An 18645-nucleotide genomic window follows, 5' to 3' on the forward strand; every position below is an offset into this window, starting at 1 on the left:
AGATCAATATGCATAATTCAGCTTGGAAGGGATTACGTAAGTTTTTTTATAATAATCTTCACAACCATGACTATGAAACGACGGTAAGTAAATGCATTAACTATTTTTTAGTTATTTTAATTATTGGTAACGTTGCTGCTGTTTTATTGGAAACGGTAAATGATTTGTACTCAAATTATCGTATTTGGTTTGACTACTTTGAGAATGTTTCAATCGCAATTTTTAGTATTGAGTATTTATTAAGGTTGTGGAGTGTTGCAGATCGAGATACGACACAATCCGCATGGAAAACTCGCTTGAATTGGATGAAAAGTGGGGAAGCAATTATTGATTTGATGGCAATTTTGCCAGCTTACCTGAATTTCTTTGTACGAATCGATCTTCGTATGCTTCGGATTTTACGTTTACTTCGTTTATTAAAATTAACACGTTATTTTATCTCGCTACAGATATTGTTATGCGTGATTAAACGTGAGAAGGGCTCTTTTCAAGCAGTTATCTTTATTTTAATTATCATGATTATTATGACTGCTTCTGGAATTTATGTGGTTGAAAACAAAGCTCAGCCAGAAGCTTTTAGTTCAATACCTAAATCTATGTGGTGGGCAGTGGTTACCTTAACTACAGTGGGGTATGGCGATGTCACTCCTGTAACTAGCCTAGGAAAGTTATTAGGGGCGCTTATTACTATTTTAGGTGTGGGTATTGCAGCATTGCCTGCTGGTATTTTGGCGTCTGGACTTGCAAATGAGCTTAATCAACGGAATCAGAGACTAGAGCAAGATTTTCGTGAGCTACTTCAAGCACGAGGTATTGATATTTTACATGATGAAATTGAAATAGAGCGGGTCCGTCAAAAAGTAGGATTGCCAAAAGAGCAAGCGCATAACCTGATTATTCAAATTATGCGTGAAAAAGTATTAGAGGAAGAAGAGTCTGTCCGAGAGAAAAAATGTTATTGCCCGCACTGTGGTGGAAAGTTAACTGATTAGAAGTAATAAGTTAGCCTTTTCTTTAATTAAGCTTTTTTGCTGGCTTTTTCTACTGCAAATGCGATAAGTAAAATGATTAGACCGCCAAGGCTTAAAACAAAACCTACCCAGATTGGAGCGATCCAACCCATTTGGTGGCTGAGTACCCAGCCCCCTAAAAATGCACCTAATGCATTGGCCATATTAAATGCAGAGTGGTTGAGTGAGGCAGCTAAAGTTTGGGCGTCACCTGCGACATCCATTAGACGAGTCTGTAATGCTCCACCTAACCCCATTACCGTGAGACCAATTAAGAATAAAGATGCGATGGCAGTATAGATATTACTCATTAAAAAACTAGCGACAACAAAAGCGATAGCTGAGCTAATTAATACACCCACTATAGTTTTGTTGAGGTTCTTATCTGCAAGCCATCCTGCCGCTAAACCACCAATAACCATACCTATACCCCAGATAGCTAAAGCGATAGGAACGATTTGGATATTAACTTCTGTGTATTCGGTCAAAATTGGAGAGACATAGCTATAAACTGAAAACATGCCTCCAAAACCGATTGCACCCACTGCTAGTGTTAACCACATGTTGATATTTTTAAGGCCAGCTAATTCAGTTTTTATACTGGCAGTAGCTTGAACTGGGATATTGGGTACAAAGAAGCCAACAGCAATTAAAGTGACGAAAGCAATAGTTGCTGAAAACTCAAAACCTGCTCTCCAACCAAAGTTTTGGCCTAACCAAGTTGCTAGAGGAACTCCAATGACAGTTGCGACTGTAAGCCCCATCATCATTTGGGCGACTGCAGAAGCTCTTCTTGACGGACCCGCTAGTTCAGCTGCAACTAACGCACCGACTCCAAAATATGCTCCGTGTGGTAAACCTGCAATGAAACGTGAGATTAAAACAGTTTCAGGTGTATGAGCTAAAGCAGTGCAGGCATTCGCAACACCATAAAACAGCATTAAGCCGAGCAATAAAGTTTTTCTAGGTACTTTAGCTCCGAGAATAGCAATGATAGGAGCACCAATAACTACACCCAATGCATAGGCACTAATAAAGTGACCAGCTTCAGGTACTGTAATATTTAAATTATTTGCAATTTCCTGAATTAGTCCCATTGCGACGAATTCAGTGGTTCCAATACAAAAACCACCTACAGCGAGTGAGAAGATTGCTAAAAAGAGAGAGTAATGTTGAGGTGTGGAAAGAGGAGATTGCGGGGACGCCATAATAAGTTAAAGGAAGACACAAAAAGAGGAGTATAAGGGAAAAGAGAACAGAATAATAAAAAACTAAAATATTGAGAGAAAGATTACGTATTTCTTTTTTAGTAAAATTAAATTTATTAATGATAATAAGAATTATTTTTATTTGTGTATACTGTATCCGCTTATATTTTGTCTGAAATTTTTAACTCTGCGTATAACAGGATTTTGTAATAATGAATAGATTTCTAATGACGTCACTTGCATTGATATGTACAACAGGCTTTGCTCACGAACCTTATGTAGCTCCTGTAGCTTATAAAACTGAACAGACTCAAGTACCCGTAATTGCTGGTTATGCGGAAGAAGCATTAAATAGTGAATATGCTTTAAAGGATGCTAAGCTTACTGTAATTACACCTAAAAATGAGCTTAAAACCATCAATTCAGAAGCCCTGCATAAGTCTGCTACTGTTTTTGATGTAGATCTACCTGAAGAAGGCACATACATTGTTCAAACTCAGGCAAGTTATCCTTTGAAATATGTATACGACCAAAAAGCATGGCATTTATTTTTTGATATGCCAGCTGATAAAGCTCCACCGAAAGCAGAACGTGAATATTTGATTCCGACTGACCTTAAAACAAAAACAATTAAAACAGAACAAGTAACACGTGAGTGGATATTGCAGAGTTATCTTTCTAAAGGAAAAGTTTCAGATATTCAACTTCCGAATACACCGATTAAAGTTAGTTTCTCTGTACATCCTAACCAGATTAAAGCTGTTCAACCTGTTAAATTAACCATAACTGAAAAAGGACATCCTTTAGCTTATGCTGAAGTGAATTTAAGAGAAAAGGGTGCAACTGACAAGCAAGCGCAGCAGTTTAAGGCGGGAGGCAACGGTCAAGTCGAACTTACGTTTCCAAAAGTTGGAGAGTACCTAGTAGAAGTAACAGCTCCTCTAAATTTGAAATTAAAACCTAAAGATCAGAGCTATACGATTATTAGCTTAAATGTTTTAGCGCAATAGTTTTTAGTGTTTTAAAAAATAGGTCTTTATTAGGCCTATTTTTAGTTTTCATATTCTTACTCATTAAAAAAACTTCATTAAAACGTTTAATTTCACTTTAGTTTCAGAGGAAACAAAAATTCATTGCAAGTAAAAGATAATGAAATAAAATTTATGTTGAGACAAACTAACTAATTTTATGTTAAAGTGAATAAAATTCATTAATAAAGATTTGTCGAAAGTTTTATGGAAAAGCAAAGATGAGCTTTATCCATTTATAGATAAATCTGTTTTTTAGGCTTGGGCCCATGTTAGAAATACGCCACCTTAAAACTTTAGTTGCTTTACGTGAGCATGGTTCATTAGTTTCCGCAGCTAATGACCTTTGTTTGACGCCATCTGCTATTTCCCATCAATTAAAAGAATTAGATCATTGGTACGGGGTGGAAGTAGTTAATCGTCGAAGTAGACCTGTTAGTTTTTCTAATGTTGGACAGCGCTTATTAAAATTGGCTGATGATGTTTTACCACAAATCCAGATTACACATAGTGATATCACACGCATTGTGCATGGACAGACAGGTAGAATTATTTTTTCATCGGAATGCCATAGTTGCTTTGACTGGTTAATGCCTTTATTAAATCAGTATCGCCAGCAATATCCTGACGTCGATTTAGACTTTGCATCAGGTTTTGAAGCCAATCCGCATGAACTCTTACAAAATGCAGAATTTGATTTACTGATTACAGCTGATCCAATTGCGTTAAAAGGAATTGAGTATTTTCCGATTTTTGAATATGAGTCACGGTTAGTCTTATCAAATACTCACCCTTTGGTGCGGGCTGAAAATATTACAGTTCAAGAGTTGGCCGAAGAAGTTTTAATTACTTATCCGGTTGATAAGCACCGTTTAGATATTATGTCTAAACTTTTCATCCCCGCGAATATTCAGCCTAAACAAATACGGACAACAGATTTAACTCAAATGCTTATTCAACTCGTTGCAAGTGGACGAGGTATTGCTGCTTTACCTGATTGGGTAGTCAATGAATATGAACAAAAGGGATGGGTTACTAGTCGTCGTTTAGATTGTGTTTCTCCTACAGGTTTAAGACGAACTTTATATGCAGGCTACCGAACTGAAGAAAAAGAGAAAAGTTATTTTGAAGGCTTTTTAAAGCAGTTGGAAAAGTTCTCTTTAAAACGAAACGCCTATTATTCTGGCTAAAAAATAATTTAGCCTAAGTCTTAAAAAGGTGCTTTATTGCACCTTTTTCATGTTGATTTTTTATTTGCCAATAAATAAAGAGAGTAAGCCTGCTGCAATTAGAGGACCGACTGGTACACCACGGAGTAAGGCGACGCCAGCAACTGTACCAATGAGTAAACCTGCAACCACGTCAGGTTGGCTCGACATTAGTTTTACTCCGCGACCACCTAGCCAGGCGACTAACAGGCCAATTGCGATAGCCATAATAGACTTAACACTAATAAAGGATTTTAAAATACTCTCTCCACTGAGTTTCCCACTGGCAATTGGAGTGAGTACGCCAATGGTTAAAATAAGAATTCCTAAATTAAGACCATGAGCTTGAATATAAGGGAAAAACTCATTTAATGGTGTGATTTTAACGACAATCAATACACCTGCTGCAATAGTTACAGCTGCATTTTGACTTAATAAGCCGCAGACAAGCAGAACGAGTAGAACAACTAAATTAACATCAAATTGGGCAAGCATGGCGAGCGGAGGGCATTATAAATAAATGGAATTGTATAATATTTAAGAGTTGGAATGTGAAAGCTTTAAAAGATACAGCTGATTTCAGCTCTTCTTAATTAAAAATTGAGTGTATATCTCTCAATGATAAGGAGTTTTAATTTTTGGTTACGCTTGGACACAATGTTATATAAATTAACAAGTTAAAAATTATCGTATTTAAAAATTATGATATAAAAATAATCATTACTCATGAGTACGGGATATTTTTATGGACATTATAGATATCAAGATCAAAGATCAGTTTGATAAGATTCATGATGCAAAAGCACAACTAAAGAAAAATTTAGTGGAACATGAAAATGAATCTTTAAAACTAAGCCAACGAATTGAGCATATTATTGTTGATAATGAAATTATTTTGCCTACTACAGAATTATTATTTGAAAGCGAACAGAACGAAAATATTTATCGAGTCGTTGAAGAGTAAGGGTGCAAACTAGTTCAAGTAGATGAAAACAGTAGCGAGTAGTGTTTAGTAAAAAATGGAAACTACGTTAAAATAACAGCTTAGTTCTAATGAGAAAACTTCATGCTGCTGGAAAAAATTTTACAATCACAAGGGTTTGGTTCTCGTAAATATTGTCAGCAGTTAATAAAAAACGGATCTGTAAGTGTTGATGGAGAGATTGCAGATGATCTCAAAAAGCAATTCTCTCCAGAAAATTTAGAATTTTCTCTTTTTGGGGAAACTTATCAATATCGAGAAAAAGTTTATCTTGCGCTAAAAAAACCGAAAGGTTTTGAATGTTCACACCAACCTCACCATCATCAAAGCGTGTTTAGCCTTTTACCGGAAATCATGATTCAACGTGGTGTGCAAGCCATTGGCCGTCTAGATCAAGATACAACTGGCTTACTTTTGCTTACCGATGATGGTAAATATCTTCAAGCTTTAACTCATCCCCGTAAGCATGTTCCAAAGGTTTATCATGTTACGACCATAGATCCGGTTACACCTGAGCAAATTGAGATGCTGAGCCAAGGTGTGAGCCTACATCAAGAAAAAGGCCTTTTCGCTGCAACGGATGTAGCGATATTAGAAACGCATCAATTAACCATGACGATTCATCAAGGTGTTTATCATCAAGTAAAAAGAATGATTGCAGCTGTGGGAAATAAGGTAGAAGCATTACATCGCCATCAAGTCGGGCAATTGGTTTTACCTAAACTTGAAGATGGAGAATGGGTTTATTTATCTGAACAACAAAAACAGCTCGCGCAAAATATCATTTGAGGAAACAATGGAAGGTTTGGAACTCACTATCTCGAATAAATCCCATTTGTTCATATAATCGATGAGATTCATGATTGTTGCTTTGAGTTTCCAAACTAATCCGCAAAGCATTCTCTTGCTTTGCAAATAAGATTGCTGTATCGATTAGCTGTTTAGCAGAACCTTGACGACGAAAAACAGGCGTAACATAGACATCATCTAAGATATAGTAAGTTGAACACGCAACTGAAGAAAAACCTAAATAGAGTAAAATAAAACCCGTAATTTTATCGTCTTTAATATGAATGAAGAACACACTTTCTCTATTCTCAAAACGTTGTTTTAGGAAGTGAAGGGATTCATTAAAATTAGAAGAGGCCCCATAAAATTGGCGATATTCATCAAATAAAACGGCGAGTTGCTCTAAGTCTTCAAAAGTCGCTCGTCTAACGATCATTTGGCACTCCTTGTAACTTATCATTATGTTTTTACAAAGAGAGCATAACGAAAAAAAGAGCTTTTTGACGTTAAAACTTGTTTATAAATGCAACAGTGTTAAGTTTTGTCGCTTTCACCAAGAAGGGCATTCAACTCTTCAAATAAATCTTCATGGTCATCATCTTCAGCTAAAGTTGATGAATTTTGGTTTAATGAAGATGCTTTTGCTTTTCTCAGTTTTAATAATTGTTCCATATTAATATTCTGATTTTCGATCGCAAAAGGAATAGATTTAGTTAATACGACCTGTTTAAAAAAAAGTCGTACTGCTTGGGCAGGGGTAATTCCCAGTTGTTTAAAAACAGCAAAAGCCTGCTTTTTTTCTTGGGAGTCAAGTCGAACCTGATAAACTTCTGTTTTTCGCATGAATAACAAAACCAAATGATTTTAATTTTTAGGAATTTATTTTAAACCATCGCAATGTAATTTCAATGCTTTTTGGCATAAAAAATAATCTTTTTGTCATTACGGTTACATTACAATGTCAATTCAAACTCGGAATTAAAAGACATTCCCTCTTTTGTGACGGGGTCTGTAAATGAAATATGCTTAGCCAGAAGCTGTAATGGTTCCGAGAAATCATCTTCAGCTTTGTGTTGAACTACGGGATAAAATGGATCATTTTTAATCGGAATTTCTAAGTAATTAAGATGCACCCGAAGTTGGTGCTGTTTCCCCGTTGTAGGAGTTAAGCGATATTTTGCCCAAATCTGGTTGTGCTCGATAAGCTCAATATCAGTCTGGGTATTGGCTTTCGCATTTTCTATAACCTGCATGGTGTAAAAAGGATGGCCTTTATCTAAATGCAAATATAATGTTTGAGGAAAATTTAAATCTTTTTTATAAGGTGCAATAGCGTGATAAATTTTATTGACTTGGCGCTCTGCAAATAATTGTTGGTAAATACCACGCGACTCAACCCGTTTGCAAAATAGAACAACACCTGCGGTTTCGCGGTCTAAGCGATGAATAGGGGTTAAAAATTCATTTCCTGTTTGTTTTTTTAGCCGCACTAAAAGCGTTTCTTGAACATATTGTCCAGTCGGGCTAATAGTTAAAAAATGGGGTTTATCGACCACTAATAAATCATCATTCTCAAATAAAATCCGATGTTCAAATGGAACGTGGACTTCATAAGCAAGAAATCGATAATAAAAAATATGACTATTACTTTGATATGGACTATCTAATGTTAGTTTTTGTCCATTTGCCCCATAAATAAGCCCGTCTTGAAATCTTTGTTTCCACTCATCTGTTCTAATATGTGCAAAGTGACCACAGAGATACTCATAAATCGTTTGAGTGTCTTTTTGTTGAGGAAGATAAACTTGGCTTGCGCTTACACCATCAATCATAGGTGGCAAAAAATCGTTCGGACTAGACATAAAAAAGTGTGAATATTTAAGAAAATTGATATAAAAAAAGCCAACTTCTAGGGCTTAAGTAGGCTTTTAAGGCAGGGCAATGTTATCATATCGATTATTTTGAATCATGTTATGTGTGCTATGTCGTATTCATTGAAATTGGTCTTAAATCATGAAGAAGATACTGAGCGTCTAGCTCGAGCTTTGGCGCAGCATGTTCAGTCGGGTGTAATTTATTTAATTGGGGACCTAGGTGCGGGTAAAACCACACTTACTCGTTATTTTTTGCAAGCTTTGGGTCATAAAGGTTCTGTTAAAAGCCCAACTTATACCCTCGTTGAACCATATAAAATTAATGACAAAGAAATTTTTCATTTTGACTTATATCGCTTGAATGACCCCTACGAACTTGAATTAATGGGAATTCGTGATTATTTAGATATCACAGATGCATTATTTCTATTTGAATGGCCATCTAAAGGTGGCGATGAAATTCCACAAGCAGATATCATCATTGACATTCAAAAGTCAGATGATGAGTTGAGCCGTTTGGTAACGTTAACTTTACCAACAGAAAATTTGTATCAGACTTTGCAGGAACAGCTTCATGACTGATAAAAAGCTAACACAACGTCGTATTCATACATTAGACGCAGCGTTAGCGAACCAGATTGCAGCAGGTGAAGTAATTGAACGACCTTCTTCTGTGGTCAAAGAATTATTAGAAAATTCAATTGATGCTGGCGCAACTGAACTGATTGTAAGGATTGCTCAAGGTGGTTCGACTTTAATCGAAATCATTGATAATGGGCATGGTATTCACCCAGATGATTTAGCACTTGCTGTCATGCGTCATGCTACAAGTAAGATTAAAACTGCTGAGGATTTACATGCTATTGTGAGTTTGGGATTCCGCGGGGAAGCTCTTGCTTCGATTGCTGCTGTCTCAAGATTGACTTTGACTAGTAGCCAAGATGAAAGTGGTATTGGTCATCAAGTTGAAGTAAATGGTACAGCATTTGATCATCAAGAAGTACAAGCTGTTGCTGCTCAAAAGGGCACCCATATTCGTGTTCAGGATTTATTTTTTAATGTTCCTGCGCGCCGTAAATTCTTAAAAAAACCAACTACAGAATTTGGTCATATTGAAGAGATTGTTCGTCGTCTGGCTCTAACACATTTCGATATACGGTTTGTGCTTGAGCACAATGATAATATTAGAATTAATTTACCTATAGCAGATAGTGGGGAACTACGTTTTCAGCGAGTTCAGCAATTATTAGGGTCGCAATTCGTACAAAATGCATATTGGATTGATGCTGAAAGTATTAGTATGCGTTTATCAGGTTGGCTAGGCCATCCCTCAGATGCACGTGCACAGGCTGATATGCAGTATGTCTATGTAAATGGTCGTATTGTCAAAGATAAAACGATTTCGCATGCGCTACGCATGGCGTATGACGGTATTTTACATGGTCATCAACATTCATCTTATTTACTTTTTTTAGAAGTTGACCCTGAAAATATTGATGTCAATGTTCATCCTACTAAACATGAGATTCGATTTTTAAATCAAAGAGAAGTGCATGAGTTTGTAAGGCATTATGCAAAAGAAACTCTCGCTCAATTTCAGACAGCGAGTGCTGATCTAGTTCAAGCGATGAAAGCGGATGAAAACTCAGATTATTCAGTACAACCTCAGCCCAAATATCAAGAACAATTTTCATTGCACCGCGCAAATGAAACTTTGAATTCAGACAGTGAAGCACGAACCCAGCATGCACCGACAGAATTATTAACTGATTTTAACGCTAGTCGTCCGCAAGCTATTCACTATGCAGATCAAACACCAAAATATAATGGTTCTGCTCAATTAAATAATGCTTTAAAAACTTATTTAGCACCACTTCGCGACCAACCTGCTAGTTTTTCGGTAAATGAGGATGTTGAGCCAGTTGCTAAAGTAGATGAATTTCCATTAGGTATCGCAATTGCTCAACTGCATGGAATTTATATTTTAGCTCAGAATACAGAAGGGCTTATTATTGTTGATATGCATGCGGCACATGAACGTATTTTATTACAGCAAATGAAAAATGCTTGGGATAAACCTGAATTTTGGACATCTCAGCAACTGCTTATACCTAAGGTGATTTCTATTAGCCGTATGCAAGCTGTTAGGGTCGAAGAACTAAAACCTCAGCTTGAGCGCTTAGGTTTGGAAATTGATTTATATGGTGATGAGCAAGTTATTGTTCGCGGTGTGCCAGCCATATTACAAAAAGCTGATTTTGAAAATCTTATTCCAGAGCTTTTAAATGATTTAGATCCAAATGATGAAGCACAAGGATTACTTCAAAAAAGAGATGAGTTGTTAGCGGGAATGGCATGTCATGGGGCAGTGCGCGCACATCGACAACTCAGCCTTTCAGAAATGAATGCTTTACTTCGTCAAATGGAACAAACCGAATTTGCGAGCCAATGTAACCATGGGCGGCCAACTTGGCGTGCATTTCCATTATCTCAACTAGATAAATTATTTGCTCGAGGAGAGTAGTTTTACATGTCAAATCAATTGCCCGTCATCAATTTAATGGGACCAACTGCGAGCGGGAAAACCGCTTTGGCATGTGAATTATACGAGCGTGGAAATTTTGAACTAATTTCTGTTGATTCCGCTCTTGTCTATAAAGATATGGATATTGGCACGGCTAAACCAACTCGTGAAGAGCAAGAACTCTATCCTCATCATCTTATTGATATTATTACTCCTCTTGAAGTTTACTCAGCTGCTCAGTTTGTTGATGATTCCTGCAAATTAATTGATGACATGCATTCACGTGGGAAAACTCCTATTTTAGTAGGAGGGACAATGTTGTACTTTAAGGCATTGTTAGAAGGATTATCTGGTAATTTACCAAGTGCTGATGCTGAAGTTCGGGCAGCAATTGAAGAAAAAGCGTTAAACGAAGGATGGCAAGCGGTTTATGATGAACTGGTTTCTGTAGATCCTGCTGCCGCTATAAAGTTTAATGTAACTGATAAGCAACGAATTATTCGGGCTCTGGAAGTTTATAAAATTACGGGTGAACCAATCACTAAATTGCAGGCAGAACAACCCAAAAACGTACCATATCGATACATATTTCATAACTACGCTTTACTTCCAGATCGGGTAGAATTACATCAACGCATTGAGCAAAGATTAAGCAAAATGTGGGATATCGGTTTTTTGAGTGAAGTTGAAGCTCTAATTGAAAAATACGATTTAGATGAAAATTTACCCTCAATGCGTTCGGTGGGTTATCGACAAGCACTAGAATTTCTATTAAAAAGTGACTTAAGTCTCAAAAGTAAACGTGAAATGGAGGATAAAGCTTTATTTGCAACACGACAACTTGCCAAACGTCAATATACGTGGTTACGTTCTTTGCAAGAAATACACGATTTTAAAACTTACTTGACGATAAAGCAGGCGAAAGAAGACTTGCGAAACTCTTATGGATAAAGCAAAATTTGCACACTGTCTTTTTATAATTTTTAGTTGAAAAATAAAGATAGTTTTTTTGCGCTGATTTAAAAATTTTTTTTGGAGTTAAAAATGTCTAAAGGTCAAACTTTACAAGATCCGTTCTTAAATTCTCTCCGTAAAGAACGTATCCCTGTTTCTATTTTCCTTGTGAACGGTATTAAATTGCAGGGTCATATTGAATCTTTTGACCAATATGTTGTTTTATTAAAAAATACTGTAAGTCAAATGGTTTACAAGCACGCGATTTCAACTGTTGTTCCAGCACGTAATCCACGTCCAGCAGGCGCACAAGGTACAGGCTTCCCAGCACAAGGTGGCACTCAAGGCGGTTTTGGTGGTCAAGGTAGCGGCTTTGGCGGCGCTCAAGGTGGCTTCGGTGGCGCTCAAGGCGGCTTCGGTGGCGCTCAAGGTGGCTTCGGTGGTCAAGGTGGTTTCGGTGGTCAAGGCGGTGGCTTCGGTGGTCAAGGTGGCTTCGGTGGTCAAGGTGGCTTCGGCGGCCAAGGCGGCTTCGGTGGTCATCAAGGTGGTTTTGACAACGATTCTAAATTTGAAGATGGTCAAGACGACGAAAATAATCGTTAATTGAAATCTAAAAAAGAAGCCAGTCAGATAATGACTGGTTTTTTTATGTGTATTTAAAAGTTAATCCAAAGCATTTAAACGGTCATGGATAGCGATTTGGCCATGATGACTAATATATTTAAATAGATAGGGCTTTAATTAATGATATTAATATTAGCTGCTGCTTTGAGCAGTGTCTTGGTGTCTATCCTATTAAAAAATTTAAAGAAAAAAGGTTATCAGCCATTACAGATGATTGCATGGAACTATGCAAGTGCTAGTCTTCTTTGCTTTTTGTGGTTTCAGCCCGATATCCAACATGTTTCAATAGTGCATACTCCATGGTGGTTAATCCTTGCCTTGGGGGTAATTTTACCTAGTATTTTTTTATGCCTTGCTAAATCATTAGAATATGCAGGAATTGTTAAAACTGAACTTGCACAGCGCCTTTCAGTTGTTCTTTCTTTGCTCGCAGCATATTTCTTTTTTCATGAGCAATTTAATGCATTAAAACTATGGGGAATAGGTTTAGGAATTCTTGCAGTTTTACTTGTTTTATTTGGACAAATGAAGTCTTTTTCCAATCATCAATCTAGAAAAGCAATTCTTGCTTTATTAAGTGTTTGGTGTGGTTATGCGGCAGTAGATGTTCTTTTAAAATATACAAGTAGTTTAGGCCTTCAGTTTACACTTACTTTAAATCTTATTTTTATTACAGCTTTTATATTGTCGATTTCATATTTATTGCTACAGAAGACTCAAAAGTGGCAGTTTAAAAGTACGATAGCTGGGTTAATATTAGGAATACTCAATTTTTCAAATATTGCTTTATATGTAAAAGCTCATATTCTTTTAAAAGATTCTCCTGCAATTGTTTTTGCAAGTATGAATATTCTTGTTGTGTTATTGGGAATTTTAAGCGGAGTGATTTTATATAAAGAAAAATTAAAATGGCCTACCATTTTGGGGATTCTTTTAGGAATAAGTGGAGTAGTTTGTTTAGCTAGCGCAATGGTTTGATAGTTCAAGAGAATAGAATCTCTTGAACTATAGAGATTTTTATAAATATGTGAAAATCACTTCATCTGGCAGACGTGATTTAGGAAGCTTAGCATTAAAGTCATTTTCACTACGATAGCCTAGAGAAACAATCACAGAGCTTCGTAAGCCTTTTTCAGTTAACCCGAGCTCAGTATTTAGAACTTCTTCATCAAAGCCACCCATTGGAGTCGCATCAATGCCTTCTAAGCCAGCAGCAAAGAGTAGCTGTCCTAAAGCAATGAATGTTTGATTTTCCATCCACCCAAATAAATTTTTCTGTTCATTTCGGTAGAACTCGACGTAGCCATGGCGAGTATCTTTTTGGCCTAATTTTGCTTTTTCATCTTTAAAACGGCCACTTAAATCATCTTGCTCAAGTAGTTGATTTAAGTACTCAGATGTAATATCCGTTTTTGTACAGAATACAAGTGTATGTGATGACTCAAGCACTTTAGGAGCATTGTAAGCATACTTTCCTGTTAATGCTTTTGCGATTCGTTCTTTAGCTGCAAGATTATCTGCAACTACAAAGTGCCAAGGCTGAATATTTACTGAAGAAGGGGTAAAACGTAAAATTTCTAATAATTTATTGATTTTTTCTTGAGGAATTTTCTTTTCAGAATCATATGCTTTTGTTGTATAGCGGCTTTTAACAGAATTCAATAAGTCCATAGGTGTGCTCCATATCAATCTTATGGCAATTGAGAGAATTTAATCTTTGCCATCATACGCTATTTTATTCAAAAACATTTCGTATGTAGTTTGATAAAGAAATATAATGTTTATATAAAGTTTTAATAATCTATTGAAAATGATTGATTTAATACCAACAGATGCAAAGAGTAAGCTGCGAGAATTTAGAATCGTGAAAGCCTTTATCATTTTTGCATTTGTTTTGAGTCTTTTGATTTTATACATTGAGTATCATACTCATGCATATATAAGCTGGAAATTTGTATTTATTGCCAGTCTTTGTGCGATTTACGATTTTGATTTAAATAACAAAATTAAAGAATTGAAAGTTCAAATAAAAAGTGACTAATTTTTAGTTAATAATTCCAGATAATCAATTCAAGCTGTTGTGTATTTGAAGATGGATCAATTTCCAAAATATAAGCTTGATCTTCACGCCAATCGCCAAGAACAATTCGTTGTTTAGCTTGTACTTGGTGAATTGCAGGGCGATGGGTATGTCCATGAATCAGTATATCTACATCTTCTAAAGCAGAAATAACAGCTTGTTCATTTACATCCATAATTTCATAGCTTTTTTGCTGTTTATCTGCGGAGCTTCTTTTTCGAAAGCCATTAACTAGTTTGGTACGAAAACTCAGGGGTGTACGGCGTAAAAAAGCCACTAAAAGTGGATTTCGAATAATTTTTCTAAATCTTTGATAGGGAATGTCATCTGTACATAGTGCATCACCGTGTTCTAGGCGGTACTGATGTCCAGCAATATTAAGATAATAAATGTCAGGTAGTAATACACCGTTAAATTTATTGAGGAAAATCTGATTTAAAGCAAAATCACGGTTACCTACTTGGAAGTAAACCCGATTTCCTTTTTTGTTAAAGTCTTTTAATGCCTCAATAATTTCATCGAGCCATGGTGCTGAGTAATCATCGCCAATCCAAGCGTTAAACCAGTCACCTAAAATATAAAGCTGTGTTTGTTTATTTTGATAATGCACCAATAAATCTAAAAACCCTCGAACAAGTCGAGGGTGTTCAGGTGACAAGTGTAAATCAGAGATAAACAGATAAGTCACAGCTTATTCCTAAAATTATTCAGAAATAATTTTAGCAGATTCGATTACAACGTTTTCTAAAGGAACGTCAGCGTGGTAACCACGGTTGCCAGTGCGAACGCCTTTGATCGCTTCAACAACATCCATACCTTCAACAACTTTACCAAATACAGCATAACCCCAACCTTGAGCAGTTTTAGAGGTATGGTTTAAGAAAGAGTTGTTTTTTACGTTAATGAAGAACTGTGCAGAAGCAGAGTGAGGTGCTTGAGTACGTGCCATAGCAATCGTACCAACATCATTGCTTAAACCGTTGTCAGCTTCGTTTTCGATAGAATCACGAGTTGCTTTTTCTTTGAAGTTTTCATCCATCCCGCCACCTTGGATCATGAAACCATCAATGACACGGTGGAAAATAACGCCGTCATAAAAACCGTCACGTACATATTCTAAAAAGTTTGCTACTGTTTTTGGTGCTTTTTCAGTATTTAGTTCAAGAACAATACGACCTTTATTGGTGTTTAATTCGACTTGAGGAAAACTCATTACATTAATCTCCTAAACATGGGCTTATGACCATGGGTTTTTGGTTGAGAGAAGCATAAGCAAACTGTAAACTACAAGGCAAGTAAAAAACGTTAAAATCTTTGTGAAAAATGAAGATAGCGTTTAAATTTTTCGAAATTTATCTACAAAGAAGTGATTGATACACTATGAAGCCTAATGATGTTGTCTCGAGCCTGCCTAATAACCCGACACCGAATACTCATGCCTCTGTCGATTCTGCGCAGCAAGAACAACAGGCTGGCTTAGATTTTGTTCGCCAAGTCATTACTGATGATTTGGCTACGGGACGTGCAAAGCAGATCGTAACGCGTTTTCCACCAGAACCAAATGGTTATTTACATATTGGCCATGTAAAAGCGATTTGCTTGAACTTTGGTGTGGCTGAAGAGTTTGATGGTTTGTGTAATTTGCGTTTTGACGATACAAACCCTGATGCTGAAGAACAAGAGTATGTTGACGGTATTGCGAATGATGTGAAATGGCTTGGTTTTAACTGGAATGGTGAACCGCGCTATGCATCGGGTTATTTTGATCAATTATATGCATGGGCAGTTCAACTTATTGAACAAGGCGATGCATATGTAGATTTACAATCTCCAGAAGAAATTAAGTTAAACCGCGGTAGCTTTGTTGAGCCAGGTAAAAACTCTCCATACCGTGATGCATCTATTGAAGAGAATCTTGCTCGCTTTGAAAAAATGCGTAGCGGTGAGTTTAAAGAGGGTGAAGCGGTTTTACGTGCCAAGATTGATATGGCAAGTACAAATGTACATATGCGTGATCCGATTTTATATCGCGTATTACATTCAGAGCATCACCAAACTGGCGATAAATGGAAAATCTACCCAATGTATGACTATGCTCATCCATTGTCTGATGCCATTGAAGGAATTACCCATTCGCTTTGTACATTAGAATTCCAAGATCACCGTCCGTTTTATGACTGGATTGTTGAAAAAGTAAAATCTAAAGCTGTTCCGCATCAGTATGAATCTTCACGTTTAAACGTGGATTACACCATCACATCAAAACGTAAATTACGTAAATTGGTGGAAGGTGCGTATGTAAATGGTTGGGATGATCCACGTATGCCAACCGTAGTCGGTATGCGCCGTCGTGGTTTTACTCCTGAAGGTTTACGTGATTTTTGTAAGCGTGTAGGCGTGTCAAAAACTGACGGTATTGTTGATGTTGCTATGCTTGAGTTCTGTATTCGTCAATCTTTAGAAAATACTGCTGCGCGTGGTATGGCTGTTTTAAGTCCACTTAAAGTGACTTTAACTAATTTACCTGAAGATATGGATCTTACGCATGCTCGCCATCCTAATGTTGATATGGGTGATCGTGTGATTCCTTTAACTAAAGAAATCTATATTGATCGTAAAGATTTTGAAGAAGTACCGCCAAAAGGCTTTAAACGTTTAATTCCTGACGGTGAAGTGCGTTTACGCCATGCTTACGTGATTAAATGTGATGAAGTCATTAAAGATGCAAATGGTGAGGTGATTGAACTGAAATGTTCAATTGACCCTGAAACTCTAGGAAAGAATCCGGAAGGCCGTAAAGTTAAAGGTGTGATTCACTGGGTATCTGCAACTAAAGGGATTCCTGCTGAAGTGCGTATTTACGATCGTTTGTTTACTGAAGCCGCACCTGATGCAGATGATGACTTCTTGGCAAATCTTAATCCTGAATCATTAAAAGTGGTACAAGCTGTCATTGAGCCAGCTTTGGCACAAGCGAATCCTGAAGATCGTTTCCAATTTGAGCGTGAAGGCTATTTTGTCGCTGATCAATATGATCATTCATCAGAGAAACCAGTTTTCAACCGTATTCTTGATTTGAAAGATAGCTTCAAGCCTGAGAAAAAGTAAGAGATTGATTATCTCTTACTTTTTCGCAAGACGAACAACATGTTGTGAGTAGACAGTAGAGATTGATTATCTCTTACTTTTTCGCAAGACGAACAACATGTTGTGAGTAAACAACAGATATAAAAAAGCCCAACTCAGTTGGGCTTTTTATTTAGATGTCTTCTCATATTTTCTTTTTCTTTATGATTAATATCCTTGGCAAATTAGCTTAGGTTGGATTAATCACATAAAAATAAAGAACCAAGATTATAAGGAGAATACATGAAAGCAATAAATAAGTATTGACCGTATTAAAGCTTTTAAGAAATTTCCAGATATCCATAGTAAATCAACGTATATTTTGTGTTACAAATTAATAATACACTGAAAATTTTATTAAATGTTTGTTAAAGGCGAATATAGCACTCTCTTTGTTTGAAAAATAAGCAAACAATAATACCAAATGGTAAAATTTAATATTCGATCACATTCGAGTCTTTATAGTTTATCCACTATAACCAATTCTTTTTAAAAATTTTTGAATAACCTCAAATGCAGCATGTTCAAGTGCTTGAGCATATTGTAAGTTTTCTTCGCGAAGTTTCTGAATCGAAATCTTGGCATTACGAAGTTCGCATGTATGGCCAATTAACCATTTCTCAAAATTTTCTTCTGTTGTTTCAATATGAAACTGCAACGCGAGAATATTATTTCCAACTTCAAATGCTTGATTGGTATAAATCTCTGAACTAGCTAATAACACCGCGTTTTCAGGGAGGTCGAAAGTGTCACCATGCCAATGTAGAACATGGACATTATTAAGCAAAGCAGATAATACCTGATTAGGACGTAAACTTAAGCTCAATGGACCCCAGCCAATTTCTTTTTGATGTCCTGCATATACTTTTGCACCAAGTGCATGAGCAATAAGCTGTGCCCCCAAACAAATACCTAGTGTAGGTTTATCTGCTGCTAAACGTTGTTTAAGTAAGGCAATTTCATCTTTTAAAAATGGATAATCTTCAGTTTCATAAACCCCGATTGGGCCACCTAAAATAATAGTTAATCCATCGTGTGCAAAAGCAGCAGTTAAATCATCTACACCTGCTTCAAAATAACGAACGCGAAATCCGAGTTGATAAAAGACATCTTCTAATGAACCTAAGTCTTCGAAAGCAAGATGCTGAATGGCATAAATAGTTTTAGGGAAGGCGTTTGTTGTGTTCATACAAATGATTCATAGAAGATCAATAGGTGGAGTATAGCGATAAATATAA

Annotated in this window: 21 protein-coding genes; 12 read left to right on the forward strand and 9 right to left on the reverse strand. The window is 36.5% G+C overall.

The features are described from left to right. Nucleotides 1–8: 8 nt before the first annotated feature. Entirely contained in the window at nucleotides 9–992 is a 984-nt protein-coding gene (locus AAC388_RS06645; RefSeq protein WP_342371363.1) for an ion transporter, read from the forward strand. Between the two features lie 26 nt (nucleotides 993–1018). Here the strand turns inward: AAC388_RS06645 and AAC388_RS06650 are convergent, their stop codons facing one another. Next, entirely contained in the window at nucleotides 1019–2218 is a 1200-nt protein-coding gene (locus AAC388_RS06650; RefSeq protein ID WP_206223784.1) for an MFS transporter, read from the reverse strand. A 212-nt stretch (nucleotides 2219–2430) separates the two neighbouring features. Here AAC388_RS06650 and AAC388_RS06655 point away from each other — a divergent pair, with 212 nt between their 5' ends. Further along, nucleotides 2431–3228, forward strand: a complete 798-nt coding sequence (locus AAC388_RS06655) for a DUF4198 domain-containing protein (RefSeq protein ID WP_032005499.1) — start codon at nucleotides 2431–2433, stop codon at nucleotides 3226–3228. Between the two features lie 287 nt (nucleotides 3229–3515). Beyond that, nucleotides 3516–4436: a LysR family transcriptional regulator gene (locus AAC388_RS06660; protein WP_002122195.1), complete on the forward strand. Its 921-nt coding sequence runs from the start codon at nucleotides 3516–3518 to the stop codon at nucleotides 4434–4436. 60 nt (nucleotides 4437–4496) lie between these two features. On the opposite strand, the gene AAC388_RS06665 is transcribed toward AAC388_RS06660, so the two are convergent. Continuing rightward, entirely contained in the window at nucleotides 4497–4949 is a 453-nt protein-coding gene (locus tag AAC388_RS06665; protein WP_017480868.1) for a DUF441 domain-containing protein, read from the reverse strand. A gap of 250 nt (nucleotides 4950–5199) precedes the next feature. Here AAC388_RS06665 and AAC388_RS06670 point away from each other — a divergent pair, with 250 nt between their 5' ends. Beyond that, a complete protein-coding gene (locus AAC388_RS06670; RefSeq protein WP_002122273.1) occupies nucleotides 5200–5418 on the forward strand; it encodes a hypothetical protein in 219 nt (72 codons plus the stop codon). 102 nt (nucleotides 5419–5520) lie between these two features. Next, nucleotides 5521–6225, forward strand: coding sequence for a pseudouridine synthase (locus AAC388_RS06675; RefSeq protein ID WP_342371364.1), 705 nt, complete (start codon nucleotides 5521–5523; stop codon nucleotides 6223–6225). Here the strand turns inward: AAC388_RS06675 and AAC388_RS06680 are convergent. From AAC388_RS06680 to AAC388_RS06690, 3 genes are all read right to left on the reverse strand, one after another. Continuing rightward, on the reverse strand, nucleotides 6218–6661 hold the full coding sequence (locus AAC388_RS06680; RefSeq protein WP_002122286.1) for a GNAT family N-acetyltransferase: 444 nt from the start codon (nucleotides 6659–6661) through the stop codon (nucleotides 6218–6220). The genes AAC388_RS06675 and AAC388_RS06680 overlap by 8 nt on opposite strands. A 98-nt stretch (nucleotides 6662–6759) precedes the next feature. Further along, a complete protein-coding gene (locus AAC388_RS06685; RefSeq protein ID WP_002122138.1) occupies nucleotides 6760–7068 on the reverse strand; it encodes a type II toxin-antitoxin system RelB/DinJ family antitoxin in 309 nt (102 codons plus the stop codon). A 110-nt stretch (nucleotides 7069–7178) separates the two neighbouring features. Beyond that, nucleotides 7179–8087, reverse strand: coding sequence for a pseudouridine synthase (locus tag AAC388_RS06690; RefSeq protein ID WP_233733618.1), 909 nt, complete (start codon nucleotides 8085–8087; stop codon nucleotides 7179–7181). Between the two features lie 120 nt (nucleotides 8088–8207). Here AAC388_RS06690 and tsaE point away from each other — a divergent pair, with 120 nt between their 5' ends. The 5 genes from tsaE to AAC388_RS06715 all read left to right on the forward strand — a co-directional run bounded on the left by tsaE (nucleotide 8208) and on the right by AAC388_RS06715 (nucleotide 13179). Next, complete coding sequence (gene tsaE, locus AAC388_RS06695) at nucleotides 8208–8681, forward strand: tRNA (adenosine(37)-N6)-threonylcarbamoyltransferase complex ATPase subunit type 1 TsaE (RefSeq protein ID WP_342371365.1); 474 nt, start codon at nucleotides 8208–8210, stop codon at nucleotides 8679–8681. Next, a complete protein-coding gene (mutL, locus tag AAC388_RS06700; protein ID WP_342371366.1) occupies nucleotides 8674–10623 on the forward strand; it encodes a DNA mismatch repair endonuclease MutL in 1950 nt (649 codons plus the stop codon). The genes tsaE and mutL overlap by 8 nt, the downstream gene beginning before the upstream one ends. Nucleotides 10624–10629: 6 nt before the next feature. Beyond that, nucleotides 10630–11574, forward strand: coding sequence for a tRNA (adenosine(37)-N6)-dimethylallyltransferase MiaA (miaA, locus tag AAC388_RS06705; protein ID WP_068557464.1), 945 nt, complete (start codon nucleotides 10630–10632; stop codon nucleotides 11572–11574). 93 nt (nucleotides 11575–11667) lie between these two features. Further along, nucleotides 11668–12180, forward strand: a complete 513-nt coding sequence (gene hfq, locus AAC388_RS06710) for an RNA chaperone Hfq (protein WP_068557462.1) — start codon at nucleotides 11668–11670, stop codon at nucleotides 12178–12180. Between the two features lie 141 nt (nucleotides 12181–12321). Further along, nucleotides 12322–13179, forward strand: a complete 858-nt coding sequence (locus tag AAC388_RS06715; protein ID WP_130625841.1) for a DMT family transporter — start codon at nucleotides 12322–12324, stop codon at nucleotides 13177–13179. A 39-nt stretch (nucleotides 13180–13218) separates the two neighbouring features. On the opposite strand, the gene nfsB is transcribed toward AAC388_RS06715, so the two are convergent. Then, a complete protein-coding gene (gene nfsB / locus AAC388_RS06720) occupies nucleotides 13219–13872 on the reverse strand; it encodes an oxygen-insensitive NAD(P)H nitroreductase (protein WP_017480875.1) in 654 nt (217 codons plus the stop codon). A 139-nt stretch (nucleotides 13873–14011) separates the two neighbouring features. On the opposite strand from nfsB, the gene AAC388_RS06725 reads away from it, so the two are divergent. Next, a complete protein-coding gene (locus tag AAC388_RS06725; RefSeq protein WP_342371367.1) occupies nucleotides 14012–14242 on the forward strand; it encodes a hypothetical protein in 231 nt (76 codons plus the stop codon). 7 nt (nucleotides 14243–14249) lie between these two features. Here AAC388_RS06725 and AAC388_RS06730 read toward each other — a convergent pair whose 3' ends face one another. Beyond that, on the reverse strand, nucleotides 14250–14969 hold the full coding sequence (locus AAC388_RS06730; RefSeq protein WP_342371368.1) for a UDP-2,3-diacylglucosamine diphosphatase: 720 nt from the start codon (nucleotides 14967–14969) through the stop codon (nucleotides 14250–14252). Nucleotides 14970–14984: 15 nt separating this feature from the next. Then, on the reverse strand, nucleotides 14985–15494 hold the full coding sequence (locus AAC388_RS06735; protein WP_002122280.1) for a peptidylprolyl isomerase: 510 nt from the start codon (nucleotides 15492–15494) through the stop codon (nucleotides 14985–14987). A 167-nt stretch (nucleotides 15495–15661) separates the two neighbouring features. On the opposite strand from AAC388_RS06735, the gene AAC388_RS06740 reads away from it, so the two are divergent. Further along, nucleotides 15662–17389: a glutamine--tRNA ligase/YqeY domain fusion protein gene (locus AAC388_RS06740; protein ID WP_005068613.1), complete on the forward strand. Its 1728-nt coding sequence runs from the start codon at nucleotides 15662–15664 to the stop codon at nucleotides 17387–17389. A gap of 484 nt (nucleotides 17390–17873) precedes the next feature. Here the strand turns inward: AAC388_RS06740 and AAC388_RS06745 are convergent, their stop codons facing one another. Then, the gene (locus AAC388_RS06745) at nucleotides 17874–18596 is read right to left on the reverse strand and encodes a glutamine amidotransferase (RefSeq protein WP_032004756.1); all 723 of its coding nucleotides are present in this window, start codon (nucleotides 18594–18596) and stop codon (nucleotides 17874–17876) included. Between the last annotated feature and the right edge of the window lie 49 nt (nucleotides 18597–18645).

This window comes from Acinetobacter sp. D009, assembly GCF_038562025.1.
Classification (GTDB): domain Bacteria; phylum Pseudomonadota; class Gammaproteobacteria; order Pseudomonadales; family Moraxellaceae; genus Acinetobacter; species Acinetobacter pittii.